We start from the raw sequence: 21,807 nt of genomic DNA, 5'->3' as shown, positions 1-21,807 counted from the left end.
GATGCAATGTGTAATTGTTTTCCCGGCTTATGTATTGTCACTTGCAACGGTTATAGCCACATTCCCCTTCTTGTGCCCCTGCTCTACATACCTGTGAGCTTCGGGAATCTGCTCAAACTGATAGATTCGATCAATGACAGGTTTCAACCTCCCTGCCTCAATTAGCTCTTTGAGGAAAGTTAAGTTTTCAATGGTATCACCATCATCTGCTGAAGCAAGAACATTGATGTAGGCTCCGCCTTGCTTAAGAACCTGCTTGGCTTTTGAAGAAGGAAGTTTGCCCACCGCATCAAGAACAATGTCATACATCTCCCCGTTTTGAGTAAAATCCTCTCTTGTGTAATCAATGACTTTATCGGCTCCCATCAATTCTACCAGTTTCAGATTTGCAGTGCTGCACACACCGGTTACTTCCGCGCCAAAGTGCTTTGCAAGCTGTACCGCATTGGTACCCACCGCCCCTGAAGCACCATTGATCAAGACTTTCTGGCCACTCTCGATATTGCCTTTCCTGAGAAGTTGGAGTGCCGTCATCCCTCCACCGGGAACGGCAGCGGCTTCCTCATAAGTGAGATTCTCCGGTTTTAGTGCCATAACCCCGTCTTCAGGCATGCATTTGTACTCAGCATGCCCACCAAAATTCTCCCTGAATGTGGATGCAAAAACCTGATCCCCGACACTAAAGCGTGTCACATCCTGTCCCAAGGCTTCAATCTCTCCGGCAAGCTCCATTCCGAGAACATGCCGTCTTGGACCTCTTATACCCAGGTAAAGTCGTGCCGGAATCCATTGCCAGCGAGGGGTGGGAAGCTTAAAGCTTCGCATTATCGTATCCCCGATGGTCACGGTTGTCGCATGGATTTTGATGAGGACTTCATTGTCTCTGGGAATCGGTTTATCCACTTCTTTGAGCTGGAGAACATCGGCTGATCCGTATTTGTTGTAGACAAAGGCTTTCATAGCACACCCTTATTTATTTTGGACTGCTTATGTAATTTAGTTTGTGGCTGTTTCTCCAAAGGAACCACATTGATACCGATGGTTTTGTCTGGATTTCCACAACATCCCCAAGGACAAAAAACCCTATTGAAATCATTCCCCTCTAAGCAACAAATTCTATCTAATACGGGAATAATAGGATTAGTGGAAAAATGAAGAAATTGATGATATCAATTGCTCTGGTGTTGTGCCTCTGCATGATACCTGTGGCGATGGCTGCTGAAGATGAGCAAAACACCAGTGAAAACAGCTCGCTGGAAATGGAAAAAGAAAATCCTCAAATCCCTCCAAAGGTAGGAGCAGCGATTCTCATCGGAATTGTCATCTCGACTGCTTTCGGATATTATTTCATAAGCAGGCAGTGATTGCTGCTTTGATTTTTAAAATTTCAGAGTCACTTAATTGCTCATTAGTAACATATCATTAATCTCTGTTATTCTGTAAAATGAAGAACGTATAACCATATTCATCCGGGTGTTCCCTGAAGAGTTTTATCTCCCGTCTGTTAAACTCAATTATTGCTTCTGCATCGGCATTTCCTTTATACTTATCACCGATTTCATCAACTCTTTTTTCCAGATTGGCGTAAAAATCGTACCAGGTAGAATTCGGCAGACTGAAGCGGTCAATGATATCATATCCTGCCGCCACGATAACTTTTTCAGTGTCAGCTATATTCTTGATATCAGGATAACAGTCCTGCCAGAATTGAACCACTTCAGGAGAAGGCTCATCCGTGAACCAGGTACTCTCTGAAACAGCCACATAACCTCCTTCTTTCAGGAATTGTTTCCAGTAGCTAAGTCCTTTTTCAAAACCAATAATAAAAATTGAGCCTTCTGACCAGATTACGTCGAATTCTCCTGCTTCAAAAGGCAGGTCATCCATGGAAGCACAAACTGTGGTAATCCTGTCATCAACTCCCTCTTTAGCTGCATTTTCCATCAGTTTGTTCAGATAAGGCTGGTAAATGTCAGTTGCAGTGATGTGACAGTCATTGCAGATTTTCGCAAGATGAACTGTCTGCATGCCGACACCGCAACCAATGTCAAGGATCTTACTGCCTGCAGGAAGAGAGGAAAGTAAATTAAAGGCTTTTTCAGTACACTCATTACTACCCGGACCCTGTCTGGGCATCCCATCAAAAATTTCAAAAATTGGTGATTCCATTTTTTACACCTATAATCATCATTTATGGTGCTTGATATGAATGTGCAATAAAGTCAATATGATTTTTGACAATTACAATTTTATGTGTTCAAGCAGTGATTCTTAATATCACGCAGACTATTTAGCAATTTTACTCTACAATAAACTCAGAAGTAGTGAAAAGATGGATGAAAAGTTACTTGCAGATATCGGGTTAAGTAAATATGAGAGATCTGTTTATTTGACGCTTTTGAAAGAAAGAGATCTCGAAGCAAGTAAATTATCACAGTTGTCACGAGTTCCCATTGGAAAGATCTATGAGATTTTGAGGGATTTAAACAAGTATGGCCTTGTGGAAATAAAACCTTCAAGACCACGAAAATACAGGATTGTTGATCCGAAAATCGCTTTTGAACTAATGTACAAAAGAAGAGAAGAAGAGGCAATCAATGAGCTCAAACTACTCAGGGAATCATTTGCTGAAATTAAGCGGCAACTTTCCAATGGGGATTCTCCAAAGAATGTTGAAACAATAATCTGGCCCGACAAGTTCCATGATGATGAACTAAAAGAGATGTTGAATTCATTTTTTGAGGATATTAAGCATGAGATATGTGTTGTTACTCCCGTTAAGTATAAGCCCGGCGCATCAGAGCAGTATGATAATTCAATATTAATGTTCAGCAAGGCTTACTTAGATTTGGCACAACGTGGCGTTCATATTAAAATCCTGGATTCCCATTCTCAACTGTTGCCGTCAATAAAAGAACTTATTAGTTCAATAGAAGATGAATCAATCAAAAGTAAGTTCCAGAAATTCATGGAAATAAGGTTTTTGGAAACAGACTATGATTTTGTAATCTTTGATTCAAAGACTATCTTTATTGATATTGAAGATCAGGTTAATACGGGCACCAGTCTCGGTATGACGCAAATTCAGGATGAGTCATATACAAATCGTTTCAAGGATAAATTCGACGAACTCTGGACTAAGGGAAAGCGAGTTAATTTCACATAAACTGGTTCAGGTTATGAGCTTTTTATTGATGCATGCAGCAATGGCTGCTGAGGATGTGCAAAACACCAGTGAAAACAGCTCACTGGATATCGAAGAAGAAAGGCTTCAAATGTCTCGAGGGATGAGAATAGCGTTTCTCATTGGAATTATCGCCTTGACTGCTTTCGGATATTATTACATAAGCAGGCAGTGATGGCAGTATTCTACCATAATCATTCCATTTTGTTTTCCTGGAGAAAAACGATGCCAAGTATGAGGATGTTGATTTAATCCGGGAAGGCAGGATTGTAACCGGGCGTGATCCCATGGGCGCAAAGAAATTCGGTGAGACTGTCGTAGAAGCTTTGAAAGGATGAAGCGTCTGGTTTTTTATTTGCTATTTAAGTTATTTGTAATCAAGTATATTCAAAGTCTTCAAAGCCTTTTTGCTTAAGGACTTCTTCAACTTCTTCGTCATAATAGTCTTCGATATCCTTGGTTTTCTTTATTTTTTCCATTAGTTTAAAGGTTCTCGAATGTGCTTGACGTAAAACTAAATTAAAGGACCGTGGGCAAACAGTTATCGAACCCATTGAAAGGCAATCTAAATTTGGATCTACTTTTGTTCCTAATACGTAGCATACTATTGCAGTATCAGGTTCCACTTTCCCTGATGTTTTTATCTCAGACGCATAATTGTTAGCTTGATAAAGATGATCAGATGAAATTGTTGAACCACCCCGTTTAAGCTCTATTATTAAAACTTTAGAAGTGCCACAGACTTCAACGTTTTCTCCGTCTTCACCATATTTATCGCTACTATATACTCCAAAAGAACAATCAGGAAGAACAACAAAATCAGGTCTTTTTCGTGGATTTCTAAGATCCTTCACACCCTGCTTATCAAAATGTGTTCTTAAGACTGTTGACAATGATTTATTTGATGAAAACTCTATACTTTCATACTCTGGTCCAAATATCCAAAGACCATATTCAAATAAAGGCTGAAGTTCATGCAATTCATCTGTTTTTGGATCTTCTACTATGTCTTCAAGCTGTTCAATTAAATCTAACCTTTTCTTAAGTTCATCTAAAACCATTTTTGCATCCATGATATCCCATTCATCCAAAATATGAGATAGGGAGTCCATATCATTGGGAGTTAATTGAGACAACTGTCGTAACAATTTATACACAGATTTGCTTCTTTCCATGTTTGCCAAAACTTCAACAACATTTTCCAAGTGACTTGTTTTTATGGTAGGACACTTTTGTTGAACCTGAGTGATAAAATGTCCAATCGAATTTCTCGAAGGTGTACTCAATTGTTTAAGCGTTTTCCTTTGAGTCTGCAAAATGCTTATTTTTTCCTCACGCCGAACATCTTTCATTAAATCTGAAACTGTTTCAAGAATAAAAGTGTTAATTTTTTCTTTAACTTGTTTTACCCTTTCAGTTTCATTAAATCCAGTCCAATCATCTTTAACATCATCTACTAAAATATCAGCTTTTACAATTATTGTATATCTTCTTGCTTCACTTGTCCTTCCATCTAAGAAGCTACCACTAAAATCTTTCCAAGAATGATCACCCACCAATCGACCATTAACCCACCATACAACTCCATGCTGCTTAGTGGTTCTACCAACAACTTTGCTATCAATTAGATATATGTTAATAGCTCCAAAATCAGGTAATTCATACACGTATTCTTTTGCATGTTCTAATATGTCTGAATATTCAATTAGTTCATCATTTAAATATATTTTAAAATGAACGGGATCTACAATAAACTTTGTTCCAAGCAAGTCCTTAACTTCACCAATTTCTAACCACTTTGAAAGCTCTAATTTTTTGCTGAAAGTACTGTGTATTTTGGTCCCATTTCCATCATGTTTATTGCGATTTACTAATTCAATGGTATAAGGAGCATCACCAGAAGACATTGATACATTGAAAAGAGATTGGCAACCATCTTTCCAAGTTTCAACCTGATAATCCTTTGAAAAACAGAAAAGACTATGACGTCCTTTACCATTTTTTCCAAAAACTCGTCGTTCAATGTCTTTGTTAATCCCTACAACTTTTACAGTTGATCCTTGGACACCTACACGATTATAATTAAACTCACTCCAATACTTTAAAAATTCGTCCTTGGTCATCCCACAGCCGTTATCAGATATCTCAAAATAATTGTCTGGATAAATCGGCCACTTAATTCTAACTTCTGTTGCTCCAGAATCCCATGAATTTGCTACTAATTCTATTATTGCTACTTTAGGATCGCTTATCATTTTTCCAGCATAGTTTTCAAAAAAACGACTACTAAAACGAGGATGAAACAAATTTGGCTGGGATTCATCTTTAATCATGACAAGCGACCTACAAAATCAGAAATAATAATTAGTTACAATTAATACTTCAATTTAGTATAATACTTTTTTGTAAGTAAGACTCGAATTGCTTTCAACCAAGGCCTCAAAGTGCAAAAAGGTACAAAAACGAAAAGAAATCAGAGCGCCGAGGGGGAGATTCGAACTCCCGAGGGGTCTATGCCCCACAAGCTTTCCAGGCTTGCGCCCTACCACTAGACTACCTCGGCACGAAACTAAGCGAATAAAGTCGGATATTCAGTCGCTGCCTTGCGACTTTGACTTCCATCCTGATGGGTAAATATCGGCATCCATTATTACTCTTTCGGTGACTGCACAGATTCCATGCTCACTGGCAAGGATTTCCTCCGCGTTCATCTTTGAATTGCACAGTGCAACAACCTCGCCCTTCAGGGAAAATATGCAGGCAGGTGCATCTTTTCCAAGGCCTTCATCCACACCAACTACTCCGGTTACTGCCAGGGCAGCCCCGTGACAGATTGCATTGATTGCCGAATCACGGATAGTAATCGCAGGCAAGTGTGTGAGCCCTTCCTCCATGGGTCTTACGACTTTGCGCAGCTCATCCTCACAACCATCCTCTTTCCAGAGCACATAGGCATCCTTGAGATCGTGTAAAGTCACCGCAGTACTATCATTAAAGGGACCTGTGCCTGTTCTTATCAACTGCTGCATGTGACCGCCACAGCCAAGCACCAATCCAATATCGTGACAGAGTTTGCGAATGTAAGTACCCGCTTCACATCTGACTTTCATCAAGACAAGTGGACCCTGAATGTCCAGAACCTCAAGGGAATAAATGTTCCTGACCCTCAAAGCACGTTTTACCGCAGAAATAATCGGTGGGGTCTGGTAAATCGGCCCCACGAATTCCGCGCACACGGCTTTTACCCTCGATGCAGGCATCTTCTTGTGCAACCGCATCATGCAAACGTATTCCTTCCCTGAAAGCCGGAGAACAGAGACCGCCTTTGTCGCTTTCCCGAGCATGATGGGCAATACACCTGTAACCTTCGGGTCAAGGGAACCCGAATGCCCTGCTCGGGGCAATTCCAGCATATCACGAACCCACGCAGTCACTTCATGGCTTGTAGGTCCTGCTGGTTTGTTGAGGTTTACAACTCCATACATCAGATGTTGTTCAATGGGACGCTGGTAAGGGTCGCAACCATAACGCAAATCAGTAGTTGCATTTGCCTTCAAAAGATGACCTTGCTTTTCGCAAAATAAAGAATCCGGCATTCCTGATCACCCGATTCAGGAAAATCCGCCTGCACCATCAATTGCTGCAGAAATTATCATACATATTCCATTCGGATCCCATGTGGTGGAATCAATCACCAGGGAGTAGATGGAAAGATCACCAATATCAATTCCATGTATTTCCTGATACCTGACAGCTTCGGAAAGCTCTCTTTCAACGGTTTCAGAGAGTCGGATTTCAAAGGAAGAACCTTCACGTTCCACAATCCTGCGGACACGCTCCTCCTGAGGTGCGTGTAACCAGATGCGCAGTGCATCCTGAGCCATGTGACCGGCAAGCCGGCCTTCAAGAATAATATTATCCCGCTCAGTAGCAATCTTCTTTTGTCTCTCGTCAATCATCCTGTCAATAGAAGGATCGGATTCGGCAAGTTTCCCGAACTCTGCAAGGGACATGGAGTTCTCTTTTGCAAGGGTGCGGAAAACATCCCCTGCTGAGATCATTTCAACTCCATACTTCTCCGCCAGCAATTTTGCTGCGGTGGTAGTCCCGCTTCCGGGAAGTCCGCTTACGGTAACAAGCATCTCATACGCCGCCAATATTCAGGGCTTTCCTTACAACCTGACTGATAGCAAGAGAAGTTATGAAATACCAGAAAATCCAGTACTGGATTGGCCCTATAATAGTATCAACGAGGATCACTTCGCCCCAAAATGGGAAAGTCAGGGATGCAGCCTCGTGAAGACTAATAAAATGATAAGCCCACATGAACAATGGAAGGGAAATAATACTGATGTATGCCATTGGCTTGAACTGCTGTTTTGACATTTCCATCTGGTCTCCCATCATTTTGGAGCGTTCTTCCTCCAGCTTTTTGACCATGTAATTATTCTGGGAAAGCTGGGCTTCACGGAATTCCTTCTGGAAAGCCTTCATCTTTTCCTGAGTACTGCGCATCAGCTCCCAATCAATAGTATATTTCTGGATCAGGGAAGCATATAAAGCAGTTATTCCAGCCATTATGAAAAGTACAATATGGAAATTAGACTCCCCAACTGCTGAAATAAGTGGGTCCATAACTGTTCCCACCATAGTACCAATTGCTTCCCTTCCTTCGGTACCGAGCAGGAGAATCCCGAACATAAGAGAGATTCCAAGAGCCAAAATGAATCTTTCAAGTATCTTTTTGAAGTGTGCAGTTACCAAGTCGATCATCCGCCGCTCATTTATGATTACTTATATTGGTCCAGTACATTAATGATTTGCCCGAAGACTTCATCAATTTCACCGGCACCTTCGATATTCACAAGAAGACCTGCCTTTTCATAATAGTCAATGAGTGGCTGGGTATTCCTCTTATATGAAACAAGGCGCTGACGAATGACTTCTTCCTTGTCATCATCACGCTGGTAAAGCTCCTTTCCGCAAACATCACAAATGCCTGCTTCCTTTGGAGGATTGAACTTGATGTGATAGCTTTCACCACATTTACAACTGTAACGGCCTGCAAGTCTTATAACAAGCTCTTCGTCAGGTACCGCAATGTTCAATACAACTTCAAGTGGCATGTTGATATCTTTCAGGATATCTGAGAGGGCATCTGCCTGAGGAACAGTCCTTGGATAACCGTCAAGAAGATAGCCACTTTTACAATCTGGTTCAGCAATCCTGTTTTTGATAATACCTATCAAAACTTCATCCGGGACAAGCTCGCCTTTATTCATATATTCGGCTGCCTTTTTCCCGAGATCGGTTCCTTCTGCTACGTTTGCACGAAGGATATCCCCTGTGGAAATGTGGGGAATATCATAGTGCTTTGAAAGTTCTTTGGCCTGGGTGCCTTTACCAGCACCCGGTGGCCCGAATAATACAACATTCATTTTTTTAGCCTCACATTACTCCTGTCCGAAGAATGAACGCACCATTGGATGCATTTCCATCATCTGTTCGGAAGCAATGTCTTCATAGAGACGGTAAACGATACTTACCGTAAGCAACAGACCTGTACCTCCTGCACCTCCAAGAGTACCCATAAGACTGGCAAGGAGAGTCAGGGCGCCGATGAAAGCACCACCGATTATTGTTACTTTCGGGATGTACCTCTGCATTACTTTTTCAATACTTCCTACATTCCTTCTGAAACCGGGTATCTGCATCCCCGAATTGAACACTTTTCTTGCGGTTGGTTTTGCACCCATACCAGTTGTCTCAATCCAGAACAATGCAAAGATAATACCTCCGACAATCAGGATGAAAGCATCCATTAATACGTGCAATCCAATCTGCCAGGTTGCAGGTGCTGCATACCCATAGCTTGCAAAGTTTTCCCTTACTAAAGAAGGAATCCAGTCATAAGGACTGTTAATTGGAGCAAGGTAATACATAATACCATTTACAGGGGTTGAGCCTGAATACTCACCCAAAAAAGTGATTCCACGACCTGCAAGAAGCAAACCAATCAACTGTATGTTGGCCTGCAATGCACGAACCAGAATCATTGGAAGAACTGAAGCATAGATAAGTTTTACAGGGAATCTTCCCCTTGCACCTTTTACAGCGCTGTGTGAAAGTGGTATTTCGATCCTTGTACTTTCAACAAATACAACAATCAGGAAAATGGCCACAGTGCCTACCAGAGCCAGTATGCCTCCGCTTATAAGCATGAAGCCTATTCCATCCGCGGAAAAGAGGAAACCGGCATCTACATTTTGTGCTATGTAAAGCCATTTCGGGATGATACCTACTGGAAGTCCGGATGAATCAGGGATCCAGTTAATCAAACCAGTTACAATCTGCTGTGAAACACCTGCAACGATGAAAAGGCCTACACCTGAACCGATACCCCATTTGGATACAATCTCATCCATGAACAGGATAAGAACGCCACCAATGCAAATCTGCAGGAATATGATAAATGTTAGCACTCCGGGGCTTACACCCATAATAGAAGCTATGTTAGCATCTGGCTGTATGTAACCACCAAGAATCTGTGGAAGAGCTTCCACTATAATCATAATAAAGACAAGGAATTTCTGTGCTCCCTGGAAGAGAGCCTGATCTGCCGGATCAGACATGTCGAGTTTAATGACGTCTGCCCCCACAAGCAGCTGCAGCACAATAGAAGCAGTAACAATTGGACCAATACCTAGAAGCATCAGTGAACCTGAAGCACCGGCGAAGAATGCACGGTATTGCTCAAACAGGTCAATGGAATTTTCAGACAGTCCAAACAGTGGAACATTAGCAAGTGCAAAATAAAGCATCAAAATTGCCAGTGTCCACATCATTTTGTTCTTGAAGTGAACATGCCCTTCCGGACTAGCTACAGCTGGAAGCCTGTTAAAAAACGGCCCCAAAGTCTCTTTTAAACTCATTACGACACCCTTTTGTCAGATATCCAGTAAACTATTTTTTAATTGAGATGGATATTGGAGTAATGCCATTTAGGCATTACTCATCGATCCCAAGACAGCTACCACCTGCAGCTTCGATTTTATCCTGGGCTGTTGCCGAGAAGCTTGCAGCAGTTACTACCATATTCTTTGAGACCTGACCAGTCCCGAGAACCTTCTCTATTTCAAGATCCTCAAGGTTTATGTGATACACACCATCTTCTTGTTTTGCAAATCCATCTTCCACAAGCTGATCTGCAAGTTCATCAAGCTCACCCACGTTCACAATTGAAACTGAGTTTATGGATTTAAGCGGACGCTTGAAGCCATATTTACCGCGAGTGTAACCGCCCTTTAGCGCGAGGACATAATGGTGTTTGACTCCACCACTTTTTCCACGTCCGCCACGGTTTCCTGCACCACGCCTGTTTTTGGTAGTGCCGCCACCGCAAGTACGGGAGCCTCTGAACTTTTTGGTTCTAGTTTTGCTCATACACTTCACCTCATTTTGTTAAGGAGCACAGTGATTTCTTCACCGTGGTTTCCAAGAATACCACCCTGCTGGAAGGTTCTCTTGATACCATCGTGCCCTTTTCTTGGAGGGTGTAACCTGAAAACCGGTTTGAGACCGGGTATGTCTTTCAGACTGGCTTTACCCTCAATGACTGCTTCTGAAAAAGCAGCAATCGAGTCAAAGTCTGTGTTCTCAGCTACATATGCCTCAGTAAGACGGTCACCGCCTTCGAGCCTTCCACGGTTTGTGAGCATCTGTGCAAGGTTTTCAGCATCAATTTCGCCATATGCAATGAAATCCTTTGCTTTCTGGATCATACCCTTGTTATGGGGGTTATCTTCCAGAATCACACAGTGGTTTATCCTGTGAAGGCGAAGCATGGAAAGGGTGTCAGCAATTGAACCCCTTACGTTAATGCTACCACGTACCCGAACAACTGCGTACATTTTCAGGCCTCCTCAACACAGGTCTGTGGAATACGGACTGTACCGGTATTCACGAGTGCATTGTAAGTTGCCTTAGCAAAGTTAAGGGTAGTCCTTGTCTGCCCTTCGGTTCTGGTCCAGACATCCTTGATTCCTGCTTTTTCAAGCACTTTACGTGCTGTGTCACCGGCAGCAAGGCCAAGTCCACGTGGAGCAGGTTTCAGTTCGACTGTAACACTGCCTGCTTTCCCTCTGACTTCAGAAGGAACAGTGTGAGGCAGTCCACAACCGCATTCCCAGGAACCGCAACCGCGGCGTACTCTGGTAATGTTAATCTTTGCATTATCGATAGCTTTTCTGATAGCCGGACCGACCTGTACGTCCTTGGCCTGTCCAAGACCTACATACCCATCGCCGTTACCGACAATGACAGTAGCCCTGAATTTAACACGGCGTCCAGAGTCAGTCATCCTCTGTACCATGTTAATGTCAAGAACCTCATCTTCAAGCTCCGGCAAGAGAATGTCCACAATCTTTGATTCCCTGATTGGAAGACCGGAATCAATAGCTTCATCCATTGAAGTAATCTGGCCCTCTGAAACAAGTACACCAAGTCTTGTCTTGGGAACCCATTCTTCTTCATATTGATATGCCATATAATCACCTTAGTTGAAATCCGAAAGGATTTTCTCTTTTGAAGCATCGAACATTTCCGGGAATTCCGCCATGTCCATGTGCTCTGCTACGTGTTCTCCACGTATCCTTTCTTCATCAGGGAATACGGATGGATTATGGGGTATATCCAGACCTGCATCCACTGCGCCCATGAGAGCTGCGTAGATACGACATCCGGGTGACGGGGAATAGAGTCCCATGTCAAGAACACCGCTTTCATATCCTTCATTGAGAGCCTTCTTTCCGAAAAGAAGACCGGTAAGATATGCAGCGGAAGTGTTTCCTGTAGATCCCTCATATCCGTATTTCTTTAATTCTGTTGAGATTGCTGAAACAAGGGTAGAATCACCTTCTGGTTTTGGTACCACAAGTTGTATGCGAATGTGTTTCGCACTCCTGCGTACTACCAGACGGTTCTCCCTTGAAATGAGCAGCCTGAGGCGCTGATGATAATCAGTCCTTCCCTCCCTTCGCCTGCGGAAAGGTACTTTATATCTGGGTCCTGTTGCCATTATGAATCCTCCAGATTATTATAATTTAATCGATAGCTCTGCGCCATCATTCCTCTTTCTCGATTGCAAGGTGTGCTTCAAGGTGGGCAACACTTCTGTATTCTCCGCCTTTTGCCTTGCGGTATACCAGACAATAGGTAGACCTGTCAAGTTCACCTTCATCGCGCATTTCTTTAAGTCTCCTGCGAAGAGCACGGATTTTCTTCATCCACTGCTCTTTACGTGGATTCCTGGCGCCTTTACGTCCTTTTCTGGAACCGTGTCCTTTACGATGTCCATACTTGCGTTTGGCATCCCTTACCCTTGCACGACCCCTGCTTACACCGCGAACAGGAGCAGCTTTGATCTGACCTGCTTCTATGAGATCACGAATATCAGCACGGGTAATTGCCCCTGCAATATCCTCTGCAGCGTCCGGGTCAAGCCAGACCCTGTTCATTCCACAACCCAGGATCTTGGATGCAAGTTTCTTCTGGTTGGCGAGATTTGACATAATTACTCACTCCTTGAAGGATTCAGGATCTTAATCCCAAGTTCTGCAGCTTTTGATTCAATGAGAGCTTTCTTGCGTCCGCCTACTTTTGCAGCAATACGGATAGCTTCAACTTCAGCATCTACTGAATCAACATCGTTCAGGTTGTTTACAAGGACTTCAGCATACCCGGATGGGTGGAGTGCCTTTACAGCTTTAGGGCTTCCATAGCCAACCTGAGCAATTGCACCTTTTGCTTTATAGTGGCGGCGCTGTTTACCCTGTAAACCACGGGGACGTCTCCAATTTGAATCCAGACGCTGGAATTTATGATGGTTTGCCCTTCTGAAAGTAGGCTTACTGCCTTTCTGGACTTTCCTTACCTTGAAAAGCTTTTTCTGCTTGTCATCGGTAAAAGTCCTGCTTCCGGAAGAACCTGTGTTATTATTTCCCATTCAGATCACCTACATTCAACTCTTCTCAACTATATAGACTCCATCCTGGAAAACACGGGGATCAAATCTTTTAATCCTTGTAACCTGTTCAATGTTAGAAGCGGTCTGTCCAACATCTTCTTTGTTGATACCGGTAACCACAACTTCGTCGGAAGATGTTTTTACCTTGGTATCCCCGATGATTTTGGCAGATCTCGGGTTCTTTTCCCCGAGGAAATTGCTGATCATCAGTTTATCGCCTTCAACTTTCAGTTGCATAGGGAAGTGAGCGTAGACCACTTTAAGGCGATATTCATATCCATCAGCTACTCCTTTCATCAGATTAGCGATGTGGGATGAAATTGTCCCAACCATTGCTTTCTGCTGCTTGCGAGTAGAAGCGGAATCAACGACTACTTCTGAATCGCTTACGGTTATTGTAATCCCAGGATACCACAAACTCTTTGAATTGGTTCCTTTCCCGCCTGTTGCGGTAAATAACCTCTTTTCGTAGGAAATATTTACCCCTTCAGGAATTGGGATGACCTTTTTCATCTCTTTAGCCATAGTAACTTTCCTCCTCAGTAGACGAATGAAAGCAATTGGCCGCCAACGTTCTTTTCACGTGCTTCGTACTGGGACATTACACCCTGAGGTGTTGTCAGGATCAGTGTGCCGAAATTCTTTGCGGGAAGGAACTGTTTTTCCCATCTCTCGAAATCTTTAGCTCCTACTGAATAACGGGGTTTGATAGCACCGCATTTGTTAATCTGTCCTATCAGATTTACACGGTATATGCCAGCTTTTCCATCATCCTCGAATTCGAACTCACCAATGTATCCTCCATCCTTCATGACCTTCAGTACATTTCCAATAAGGTTGGATGCGGGTTTCAATGTGCAGGACGGTTTCCCAACAGCCTCAGCATTCTTGATAACTGATAACGCATCCGCAAGTGGGTCGAGCAGTACCATAATCATTCACCTCATGTATACTTTTCAAAGCCCATATCGTGGGCGATTTCCCTGAAGCAGTGCCTGCAGAGATAGATACCATATTTGCGTATCAAACCCTGCTTGCGGCCACAACGTTTACATTCGTTTGCTCCGCGTCCGAAACTTTTCTTGGTTTGTACCATTATTCAACCTCCACAGCGTATTTATCCTGGAAGAAGGATATGGTGTCCTCTTTTGTGATCCTGTGAGAAGTTGGGATCTTGCGTTTTACAACCCTTCTCTTATTAATACGGTATCCGGGACGATTGACAATTACACTGATGTCCATTCCGAATATCCCAATATTAGGATCATACCTCATTCCTGGGAAATCTGTGTGTTCCTCAATACCAAAAGAAACATTTCCGTTGTTGTCAAACTGCCCTTCGCTTAACCTGTTTTCGACAATTCCAAGGGAAGTTTTCAGGAAATCTTCAGCAGAGTTTCCACGAAGAGTTACCTTACAGCCTATGGGCTCGTTCTTCTTGATGTTAAATGCCGGAAGAGTACGTTTTGCATAGGATCTGATAACAGTCTGCTTTGTTATGTCACTGAGAATGGTCTCAGCATCAACAAGCCTCTGACCGCTTTCACCAACACCCATATGAACAACGATTTTCTCGACTTTAGGGTTTCTCATCGGATTACTCATACAACATCACCGCCGAGATTAATCTCCGGTTCTGTCTCTCCGACAACAAACACGTAATCTTCGATTGTATCGAAATCAGAGTCTCCTGAAATTGAAACTTTGTTGCTTCTGGAACTGCGTACCGGGTTGATGGCACTGATAGTACCAAGCTCACCGGTGTGACCTCCGCCAACAATCATTGCGAGGCTACCTTCCTTGTACTCAATGTGTTTAACGACTTCCCTGTCAGGAAGTGAAAGCACAATGGAATCCTTGGTCTTGTAATCATTTGAACCAAGGATATTACTTCCATCATTGAGGTTAAGCTGGATTTTGCCGCCCTTTACATACGTCTTATTGTTAATCCTGCAAAGCTTGGTGTTTTCAATACCATCAAGCTGTTTCAGTATAAGCCTACCTTTGTTGTCGAAAAGGACACGGTAGGAGACATTGTTTTCAGGAATGGTAATAATATCCATTAAGCCAATTGGGAATCTGAGATCCTTGCGGACAATCCCATCGACCAGTACTTTTCCTTCTGAGAGAACTCTCTTTGCTTCTGCACGGTTGTTAACTATTCCCAGCATATCCCTAAGCAAGACTGCCAGAGGAACACTCTGGTCCTTGTTGTGGGGACCTGGTCTTGTAGCCGTGATCCATTTGTTGGATTTCTTGGAAATCTGCCAGCTGCGTGGAACAGATATTCTTTTCTGATGTTTACCCATTCCGAAATCACCTGCTCTTTGATAATCTTGCTGCTCTCTGCTTATCGTCCAGATTAAGGTCTGTGATAGTCACATTGGATGGATATATCGGCCTTGGAACTTCGGTTCCATCAGCTTTTGTAACATATATACCTTCCACGACAATGGTACCGTTCTTGAGAGAAACAACTTCTACCTCTCCCTTTGTACCTGCGTGATCTCCTCTTGTAACAATTACCTTGTCACCTACTGCAACCCTTGCACTGCGACCGTATTTTGAACGCAGATCTTTGGAAAGTGGAGCAGACACGTATTTCTGCTTCACATGCAGAGGTGCGTTGTAGCGTGCCTTACGCTGTTTTCGTGGCTGTTTTGAAACCATTTTTACACACCTCACACGATTATGGATGCAGTGGTGCCTATCTTTGGATAGCGCTCTGCCACTTCACGGGCAATCGGACCTTTAATGTCAGTACCTTTTGGTATCCCGTCTGTGTCGGTAAGAACTACTGCGTTGTCCTCGAATGAAACCCTGAGACCATCCGGCCTGCGGAATTCTTTCTTCTGCCTGACAATTACGGCATGAAGAATCTGCTTCCTCATTTCAGGAGTTCCTTTCTTTACGGATACAACACACATGTCACCAATGCCAGCCCGTGGCTGCCTGTTCTTGACACCTCTGTACTTTTTGACAGAGATAATCTCTACTGTACGTGCACCTGTATTATCTACACATTCTATCTTTGCACCGGCGTTCAGTGCACGTGGAATGGTCGACCTGATTCCTTTCATGCCTGACCCTCCGCGTTAATGACCACAAATGATTTGGTCTTACTCAACGGACGACATTCTGCTATCGTGACCACATCGCCTACCTTTGCATTGATGCAAGGTGGATTGTGGGCATGAATCTTGGATTGTCGCTTTTCATATCGCTGGTATTTATTGATGAATTTCTCATATTTCTGTTGGATAACCACCGTCTTGTCCATCTTGTTACTGACGACTGTGCCGGTGAGGATCTGTCCTCTTACCGGAAGTTCGCCATGGAATGGACAGTTTACGTCGTCGCATTCCTCAGACGGTGTCGGAACATCCAATCCGATATCTTTTACCATGATTATTACCTCATGCGTGATTTCCTGATGTTCTTCGTCCTGTTCTCGGGTTGTGAGATAAGGAGGTTGCCATTAACCTCCACATATGTAACGTTGCCCTTTGAAGGATCCAGTAAATGAAACACAAACGTACTGCCGGATTTTGGAACCATTTTTTCAAACGTAGTATGGGTTTCCAGCACCAACATGTTTCTTGTTTCATCAACCACTTTGCCGCGTATTCCGATGACGCATTTATTCGTGGAATCTGTCACTTCTACTTCAAGCCCGATGAGCTCATTATAGATCAGGTTCCACGGTGTGAGCGCCAATTCAGATCTCCTTCATTTCTTTCTGGATTGTCTTGATCCGTGCAATGGTTCTCTTAAGCTCCCGGATACGTCCCGGATTATCCGGTGCTCCGCCAGCGGATGCCAGTGCATTTTCACGAATAAGCTCAGTCCTGAGCTTTTCTACTTCATCCATGCGTTCATTTGGGGACATGTTCCTGACTTCTTTTGTTTTAAGAATGGCCATTTTTATGCCTCCTTGTGAACACGGGCTATTGGATGCCAGTAGTTGTGCTCTTCATGCTTGTGCTGCCAGACACCATCAACTTCCCTGCGCTGTTCATCGGACAAAGCCTCTTCAGTTGCAGCTTCCTCAAGTGTTCCTGCTTCAGTAGCTGTTTCTTCAGCTTTTTCTGCAACAGTTTCCTCAGGTTTAACTTCCGCTTCTGGGGCTTCAGCCGCTTCAGCATCCACAGCTGGAGTTGCGGGCTCTTCTGTAGCTTTCTCAGTAGATTCAACATCTTCGGCTTCTGCAACTTCTCCTGTTGCCTCAGCTTCTACAAGATCTTCAACACCCTGGGTTTCAGGAGCTTCTGCAACCTCTGAAGGTGCTTCTGCCTCTGGTTCTACCTTCACCATGTCATAAGCATCGGGAAGGACTGCCCCAGGAGGAATAATCCTTACTTTGCAGCCAAGAGTACCAAGTTTCTTGACAGCGACTGCAAAGCCTTCATCTACAATATCATCAACAGGTTTACCGGCATGTTTGATGTAACCATCAACCATCTTTTCTACCCTTGACCTTGCACCGGTCAGTTTTCCGGAAATAATAATTTCACATCCCAATGCACCGGAATTCATAATTGCGCGCATTGCATTGTGACCTGCTTTTCGGAAATACCATCCACGCTCAATGGAGGAAGCAAGCCTTGTAGCCATCATCTGGGCATTAAGTTCAGGCCTGCGAACTTCCTGTGCATCAATCTGCGGGTTGTCCAGTTCATATATCCTGTCGATATCACGGGTAAGTTTACGGATAACTTTTCCAGCCTTACCAATAACCATTCCGGGCTTTTCGGAATACACAACAATCTGTGTACCCATTGGTGTACGGTTTAATTCCATTCCACCATAGCCTGCACGATTAAGTTGTTTTGCGAAATATTCGTCAAGTGAAGCTTTAACATATCCTTCTTTAACGAATTTCTTCTCAACAGCCATTTTAGCGCACCTCGCTAAGAATCATTTCAATATTCACAGTCTCGGTGTTCTTTGGGCTAGCTCTACCACGAGCTCTTGGACGCATTCCATGAATCACACGACCTCTCTTTGCTGAAATGTGTGCGATGTGCATGCGTGCAGGTTCAAGCCCTTTGTACTCAGCGTTGCTCTCTGCGTTTGTCAGCAGTTTGAGCATTTCCTGTGCCACTTTCACCGGATAACGACCTGCTGCCATTGGACCCTTCTTGTGTCCGAGGCTGTCGTTGTGTTTCCTGAATGGAACAGCTCTCTTCATTTCAATGACGTCTTCCAGATACTTTCTTGCAACTGTTGAACGCATTCCTTTGAGGGCCTTGCAGAGTTCCCTTGATTTCTTAGGAGAAATGTGCAACTCGGAGCCCATTGACTTGGAGCTGGTTTCAGGTTCGAGTTCAGTACTGTATTTTATTCTTGCCATTTACATCACCTTACTTCAATGGCACAAATTTACTGGAACGAGTTGCACCTACACCGGCACTTCCGTGGGATACACGGCTGCGGGTTGGAGCGAATTCACCGAACCTGTGGCCGACCATTTCAGGCTGAATTTCGACCTTCACAAATTCTTTTCCAGTGTATACTTCGATTTGTTTACCTACCATTTCAGGGAAAATAATCATTGTCCTGTTATGGGTACGTACACTTTCCTTGCCGTCCCTGAGTTTTTGCAGGACCAGCTTCTGACCGTCAGTAAGACCACGTTTGATCGAACGACGCTGCCTTGCAGGCAAAAGTTCGGCGAACTCTTCTATGGAAAGCTCCTTGAGCTGTTCGATGGTTTTACCCCTGAAGAGATACTCGCCTTTCCTCTTTGGTAACCTTGATGATGATTTCTTTGCCATGATATACACCTCTTGATTAACGCTTTCCGGTTCTCCTTGCTGCAATCTGTCCAACCTTACGTCCAGGTGGAGCATTCCTGCTTACAGTCGTGGGTTTACCCGGATGTTTCCTGTTACCTCCACCAAATGGGTGGTCAATAACGTTCATGGCAATACCTGAAACTCTCGGATACTTTGCTGCCCTTGTCTTAAGCTTGTGGTATTTTTTACCGGCTTTAAGGAAAGGCTTCTCTACACGACCGCCACCTGCCACAATACCTATTGTAGCTCTGCATTTAGGGTTGAACCATTTCAGTTCACCGGATGGCATCTGTATTGATGTACGAGTCTTCTCGTGCCCTACAAGAGTTGCATAAGCGCCGGAAGCTCTGGCAAAGCATCCGCCATCATTAGGCTTTGACTCGATATTACAAATTGGTACACCTTCAGGAATCCTGAAGAGTGGAAGGACATTCCCTGGTTTGATTTCAGCTTCTGCGCCGCATTCGATTACATCGCCAATTGCAATACCTTCTGGTGCGAGAATCAATTTCTCACTGCCATCTTCAAAGGAAACTTTTACAATTGGTGCAGACCTTGCAGGATCATGCTCAACGTCTACGACTGTTGCTGAAACAGTACCTTCATTTATTTTAACAGGATGTCGCAGAGCAGCTTTGAACCTGTGTGAGGGAGCTCTGTAGGTTGGTGAACCCCGGCCTCTGTTCTGTGAAATAATTCTTTTTGCCATTAGTATTCACCTCACATTAAACCAATTCTGGTTGCAATTTCATGTGCTGCATCTGGTTCTTCAAAAGTCACAAGGGCTTTCTTCTTGCCTTTCATAGTTGTCATGGTACAAACATCGGTTACCTTGAAACCATACATCTTTGTGACTTCTTCTTTGATTTGATCCTTGTTGGATCTGGTGTCAACAACAAACTGTAATTTGTTGTCTTCCATGTGCATCATAGCTTTTTCTGTGATGAACGGGTATTCAATAACGCTCATACGAACATACCCTCCAGATTGGATAGTGCTGATTCAGTCCAGATGGTGAGCCTGCCTGCATGAGTTCCCGGTGCCAGCAATTCGGCGTTCAGGAAGTCAACAGTTGTCACATCAACACCCGGAAGGTTATTAGCAGCCTTCTGAATGGAACTCTTGGAACCCGCTACAATAAGAATACTCTTGCGGCCTTTGTACTTCCTGCCCCTGAGTTTACCCCTACCGGCCCTGATTGTACGACCTTCTTTTGCACGGATAACATCATCATAAAGACCTGCTGCTTTCAGGAAACTTACGACATCACGGGTTTTCTCAACAGCCTCAAGTGCATCATCTGCAACAAGAGGTAACGCCCCTGTGAATTTGTGTCCGCGGGCTTTAACCAGCTCTTCATTGATGGTTGCTGCAATAGCAGACCTTATAGCCATCTTTTTCTCTTTTTTGTTGATCTTTTCAGTGCGGTCAGTTTCCGGTTTTGGAGGATGGGCACGCCTTCCGCCTATTGCCTGTGGAACCCTTGCTGCGCGACTTCCGTTTGCGAGACGTGGAATCTGGGCAACACCTCTTCCTGAACCCCAGGACCTTGCAGAAGTTTCCATACCTGCATACATTTTTGGACCGTATGGCTGGTACCTGTTTGCCTGATATGAAAGAACAACTTTCTTAATTATGTCAGGCCTGTATGTTTCTTCGAAAACTGCAGGCAATGTGACCTCACCTTTGGAATTACCGGAAAGATCGATAATATTTGCTGTAACCATTCAATTCACCCCTGCCTGGACTGTGTGCTGATATGCAGAACCTGAGGCTCTCCAATTCCAGATACTTTTGACCTTGTAGGCTCCCTGAGTCTTACTAACCTCTTGGAGGGTCCCGGAACGCTACCTTTAATCAATACATAGTCTCCACGAACAAGTCCGTAGTTTACAAACCCGCCGTCAGGATTGATTTCATCAGCATCAGAAGAGATCTTCAAAATGCGTTTGTTATATTCAGTTCTCTGGTGATAACCCATCTGACCCATCAATGGAACTCTCCAGCTTACGTGAGCAGGATGCCATGGACCAAGGGTCCCTACCTGCCTCAAACTTCCCTGACGGGAATGTTTGTGCTTCTGCAACTGGATACCCCATCTCTTAACAGGACCCTGGGTTCCGTGACCGATTGTGATTGCAGCCACATCAACCATGTGTCCACCATTAAAGACGTCGTTGATGTTTACTTTAGAACCAAGTATTGATTTTGCATACTCAAATTTGGCTGCAACATCCTTGCCACTAATTCCGGTTTCCATGATATCTGCGTTCTTCTTTGGAACACCGGTAAGAGAGGATGGAAGTGTGTAAGTAATTACACGTACATCTGAGACATCTCCTGATTCAACAAGTGAAGCAAGTTTTTCGATTGCTTTCTCGGAATCATAATTAACGGGAGTCTTAATTGTTTTCTGAATATCTGCATCTAAGTCTGTTGCCCATGCTTCACCCACGGATTTTTCACCATAGGAAGAATCCTTGTAAGCCCTGATAGCTGCAACCCCGATTGCCGGAGTTTCAAGTATAGTGACTGGAACAGAAATCTCAGCTCCTTCGGTAAGGCTGTTCTTGGTATCATCTACCATGACCACATGGGTCATACCCACCTTATAGCCTGCAAACCCTTGCAATTTGGGTTCAGCATTTGATTCTGGCCATGACCTAAATCTTGGAATGTGACTTTTTGCCTTCTTTCTTGGGCTAAAAGCCAGTGAACCACGTCTTGGCCTGTGTGTATCTGACATCTGTCTTCTCCTTATTTGTTTTTATATAGAGTGTATTGCAGGTGGTTAAAAAGAG

General features: G+C 43.7%; 34 protein-coding genes and 1 tRNA gene. 3 read left to right on the top strand and 32 right to left on the bottom strand.

Going from position 1 to position 21,807, the window contains the following annotated elements; all coding sequences use genetic code 11:
* Window positions 1-27 precede the first annotated feature (27 nt).
* Entirely contained in the window at window positions 28-960 is a 933-nt protein-coding gene (locus J2755_RS00845) for an NAD(P)-dependent alcohol dehydrogenase (RefSeq protein ID WP_209678192.1), read from the bottom strand.
* Window positions 961-1,151: 191 nt separating this feature from the next.
* On the opposite strand from J2755_RS00845, the gene J2755_RS00840 reads away from it, so the two are divergent.
* A complete protein-coding gene (locus J2755_RS00840) occupies window positions 1,152-1,364 on the top strand; it encodes a hypothetical protein (RefSeq protein WP_209678190.1) in 213 nt (70 codons plus the stop codon).
* Window positions 1,365-1,422: 58 nt separating this feature from the next.
* Here the strand turns inward: J2755_RS00840 and J2755_RS00835 are convergent, their stop codons facing one another.
* Window positions 1,423-2,169 carry a class I SAM-dependent methyltransferase gene (locus J2755_RS00835; RefSeq protein ID WP_209678188.1) on the bottom strand — a complete coding sequence of 249 codons (747 nt, stop codon included), beginning with the start codon at window positions 2,167-2,169 and terminating at the stop codon, window positions 1,423-1,425.
* 163 nt (window positions 2,170-2,332) lie between these two features.
* On the opposite strand from J2755_RS00835, the gene J2755_RS00830 reads away from it, so the two are divergent.
* Window positions 2,333-3,166 (top strand): TrmB family transcriptional regulator, encoded by an 834-nt coding sequence (locus J2755_RS00830; RefSeq protein WP_209678185.1) that lies wholly within the window; start codon window positions 2,333-2,335, stop codon window positions 3,164-3,166.
* 13 nt (window positions 3,167-3,179) lie between these two features.
* Window positions 3,180-3,359: a hypothetical protein gene (locus J2755_RS00825; RefSeq protein WP_209678182.1), complete on the top strand. Its 180-nt coding sequence runs from the start codon at window positions 3,180-3,182 to the stop codon at window positions 3,357-3,359.
* Window positions 3,360-3,561: 202 nt separating this feature from the next.
* Here J2755_RS00825 and J2755_RS00820 read toward each other — a convergent pair whose 3' ends face one another.
* From J2755_RS00820 to rpl3p, 30 genes are all read right to left on the bottom strand, one after another.
* Entirely contained in the window at window positions 3,562-5,517 is a 1,956-nt protein-coding gene (locus J2755_RS00820; protein WP_209678179.1) for an ATP-binding protein, read from the bottom strand.
* Between the two features lie 146 nt (window positions 5,518-5,663).
* Window positions 5,664-5,747, bottom strand: a tRNA-Ser gene (locus tag J2755_RS00815).
* 28 nt (window positions 5,748-5,775) lie between these two features.
* Complete coding sequence (locus tag J2755_RS00810; RefSeq protein WP_209678175.1) at window positions 5,776-6,780, bottom strand: RNA-guided pseudouridylation complex pseudouridine synthase subunit Cbf5; 1,005 nt, start codon at window positions 6,778-6,780, stop codon at window positions 5,776-5,778.
* 15 nt (window positions 6,781-6,795) lie between these two features.
* Complete coding sequence (gene cmk / locus J2755_RS00805) at window positions 6,796-7,326, bottom strand: (d)CMP kinase (RefSeq protein ID WP_209678172.1); 531 nt, start codon at window positions 7,324-7,326, stop codon at window positions 6,796-6,798.
* Between the two features lies 1 nt (window position 7,327).
* Window positions 7,328-7,948 (bottom strand): DUF106 domain-containing protein, encoded by a 621-nt coding sequence (locus J2755_RS00800; RefSeq protein ID WP_209678169.1) that lies wholly within the window; start codon window positions 7,946-7,948, stop codon window positions 7,328-7,330.
* Between the two features lie 26 nt (window positions 7,949-7,974).
* The gene (locus J2755_RS00795) at window positions 7,975-8,622 is read right to left on the bottom strand and encodes an adenylate kinase (RefSeq protein ID WP_209678166.1); all 648 of its coding nucleotides are present in this window, start codon (window positions 8,620-8,622) and stop codon (window positions 7,975-7,977) included.
* 15 nt (window positions 8,623-8,637) lie between these two features.
* The gene (gene secY / locus J2755_RS00790) at window positions 8,638-10,116 is read right to left on the bottom strand and encodes a preprotein translocase subunit SecY (protein WP_209678163.1); all 1,479 of its coding nucleotides are present in this window, start codon (window positions 10,114-10,116) and stop codon (window positions 8,638-8,640) included.
* Window positions 10,117-10,192: 76 nt separating this feature from the next.
* The gene (locus J2755_RS00785; RefSeq protein ID WP_209678160.1) at window positions 10,193-10,627 is read right to left on the bottom strand and encodes an uL15m family ribosomal protein; all 435 of its coding nucleotides are present in this window, start codon (window positions 10,625-10,627) and stop codon (window positions 10,193-10,195) included.
* A gap of 5 nt (window positions 10,628-10,632) precedes the next feature.
* The gene (locus tag J2755_RS00780) at window positions 10,633-11,094 is read right to left on the bottom strand and encodes a 50S ribosomal protein L30 (protein ID WP_209678157.1); all 462 of its coding nucleotides are present in this window, start codon (window positions 11,092-11,094) and stop codon (window positions 10,633-10,635) included.
* A gap of 2 nt (window positions 11,095-11,096) precedes the next feature.
* Window positions 11,097-11,729 (bottom strand): 30S ribosomal protein S5, encoded by a 633-nt coding sequence (locus tag J2755_RS00775; RefSeq protein WP_209678154.1) that lies wholly within the window; start codon window positions 11,727-11,729, stop codon window positions 11,097-11,099.
* A gap of 9 nt (window positions 11,730-11,738) precedes the next feature.
* Window positions 11,739-12,260: a 50S ribosomal protein L18 gene (locus tag J2755_RS00770; RefSeq protein WP_209678151.1), complete on the bottom strand. Its 522-nt coding sequence runs from the start codon at window positions 12,258-12,260 to the stop codon at window positions 11,739-11,741.
* Between the two features lie 46 nt (window positions 12,261-12,306).
* A complete protein-coding gene (locus tag J2755_RS00765; protein ID WP_209678148.1) occupies window positions 12,307-12,753 on the bottom strand; it encodes a 50S ribosomal protein L19e in 447 nt (148 codons plus the stop codon).
* 2 nt (window positions 12,754-12,755) lie between these two features.
* Window positions 12,756-13,187 (bottom strand): 50S ribosomal protein L32e, encoded by a 432-nt coding sequence (locus tag J2755_RS00760; protein ID WP_209678145.1) that lies wholly within the window; start codon window positions 13,185-13,187, stop codon window positions 12,756-12,758.
* Between the two features lie 15 nt (window positions 13,188-13,202).
* Entirely contained in the window at window positions 13,203-13,733 is a 531-nt protein-coding gene (locus tag J2755_RS00755) for a 50S ribosomal protein L6 (protein WP_209678142.1), read from the bottom strand.
* A gap of 14 nt (window positions 13,734-13,747) precedes the next feature.
* Complete coding sequence (locus J2755_RS00750; protein WP_209678139.1) at window positions 13,748-14,140, bottom strand: 30S ribosomal protein S8; 393 nt, start codon at window positions 14,138-14,140, stop codon at window positions 13,748-13,750.
* Between the two features lie 11 nt (window positions 14,141-14,151).
* Entirely contained in the window at window positions 14,152-14,304 is a 153-nt protein-coding gene (locus J2755_RS00745) for a 30S ribosomal protein S14 (protein ID WP_209678136.1), read from the bottom strand.
* Entirely contained in the window at window positions 14,304-14,813 is a 510-nt protein-coding gene (locus tag J2755_RS00740; RefSeq protein WP_209678133.1) for a 50S ribosomal protein L5, read from the bottom strand. The genes J2755_RS00745 and J2755_RS00740 overlap by 1 nt, the downstream gene beginning before the upstream one ends.
* The gene (locus tag J2755_RS00735; RefSeq protein WP_209678130.1) at window positions 14,810-15,517 is read right to left on the bottom strand and encodes a 30S ribosomal protein S4e; all 708 of its coding nucleotides are present in this window, start codon (window positions 15,515-15,517) and stop codon (window positions 14,810-14,812) included. Before J2755_RS00735 ends, J2755_RS00740 begins: the two co-directional genes overlap by 4 nt.
* Before the next feature lie 7 nt (window positions 15,518-15,524).
* Complete coding sequence (gene rplX / locus J2755_RS00730; RefSeq protein WP_209678128.1) at window positions 15,525-15,878, bottom strand: 50S ribosomal protein L24; 354 nt, start codon at window positions 15,876-15,878, stop codon at window positions 15,525-15,527.
* A gap of 11 nt (window positions 15,879-15,889) precedes the next feature.
* Window positions 15,890-16,288 (bottom strand): 50S ribosomal protein L14, encoded by a 399-nt coding sequence (locus tag J2755_RS00725; RefSeq protein ID WP_209678126.1) that lies wholly within the window; start codon window positions 16,286-16,288, stop codon window positions 15,890-15,892.
* The gene (locus J2755_RS00720; RefSeq protein ID WP_209678124.1) at window positions 16,285-16,614 is read right to left on the bottom strand and encodes a 30S ribosomal protein S17; all 330 of its coding nucleotides are present in this window, start codon (window positions 16,612-16,614) and stop codon (window positions 16,285-16,287) included. Before J2755_RS00720 ends, J2755_RS00725 begins: the two co-directional genes overlap by 4 nt.
* A gap of 5 nt (window positions 16,615-16,619) precedes the next feature.
* Window positions 16,620-16,925, bottom strand: a complete 306-nt coding sequence (gene rnp1 / locus J2755_RS00715; protein WP_209678122.1) for a ribonuclease P protein component 1 — start codon at window positions 16,923-16,925, stop codon at window positions 16,620-16,622.
* 1 nt (window position 16,926) lies between these two features.
* Window positions 16,927-17,130: a 50S ribosomal protein L29 gene (rpmC, locus tag J2755_RS00710; protein ID WP_209678120.1), complete on the bottom strand. Its 204-nt coding sequence runs from the start codon at window positions 17,128-17,130 to the stop codon at window positions 16,927-16,929.
* A gap of 2 nt (window positions 17,131-17,132) precedes the next feature.
* Entirely contained in the window at window positions 17,133-18,104 is a 972-nt protein-coding gene (locus J2755_RS00705; RefSeq protein WP_209678118.1) for a 30S ribosomal protein S3, read from the bottom strand.
* Between the two features lies 1 nt (window position 18,105).
* Window positions 18,106-18,561 carry a 50S ribosomal protein L22 gene (locus J2755_RS00700; RefSeq protein WP_209678116.1) on the bottom strand — a complete coding sequence of 152 codons (456 nt, stop codon included), beginning with the start codon at window positions 18,559-18,561 and terminating at the stop codon, window positions 18,106-18,108.
* Window positions 18,562-18,571: 10 nt separating this feature from the next.
* A complete protein-coding gene (locus tag J2755_RS00695) occupies window positions 18,572-18,985 on the bottom strand; it encodes a 30S ribosomal protein S19 (RefSeq protein WP_209678113.1) in 414 nt (137 codons plus the stop codon).
* A 16-nt stretch (window positions 18,986-19,001) separates the two neighbouring features.
* On the bottom strand, window positions 19,002-19,715 hold the full coding sequence (locus J2755_RS00690) for a 50S ribosomal protein L2 (protein ID WP_209678110.1): 714 nt from the start codon (window positions 19,713-19,715) through the stop codon (window positions 19,002-19,004).
* 11 nt (window positions 19,716-19,726) lie between these two features.
* Window positions 19,727-19,975, bottom strand: coding sequence for a 50S ribosomal protein L23 (locus J2755_RS00685; protein WP_209678107.1), 249 nt, complete (start codon window positions 19,973-19,975; stop codon window positions 19,727-19,729).
* Window positions 19,972-20,733 carry a 50S ribosomal protein L4 gene (gene rpl4p / locus J2755_RS00680; RefSeq protein WP_209678104.1) on the bottom strand — a complete coding sequence of 254 codons (762 nt, stop codon included), beginning with the start codon at window positions 20,731-20,733 and terminating at the stop codon, window positions 19,972-19,974. Before rpl4p ends, J2755_RS00685 begins: the two co-directional genes overlap by 4 nt.
* 5 nt (window positions 20,734-20,738) lie before the next feature.
* Entirely contained in the window at window positions 20,739-21,752 is a 1,014-nt protein-coding gene (gene rpl3p / locus J2755_RS00675; protein WP_209678101.1) for a 50S ribosomal protein L3, read from the bottom strand.
* Window positions 21,753-21,807: the final 55 nt, after the last annotated feature.

Origin of the sequence: Methanohalophilus levihalophilus (genome assembly GCF_017874375.1) — an archaeon.
In the GTDB taxonomy this organism is placed as follows: Archaea; Halobacteriota; Methanosarcinia; order Methanosarcinales; family Methanosarcinaceae; genus Methanohalophilus; species Methanohalophilus levihalophilus.
This window is presented reverse-complemented; position numbering and strand designations above follow the sequence as displayed.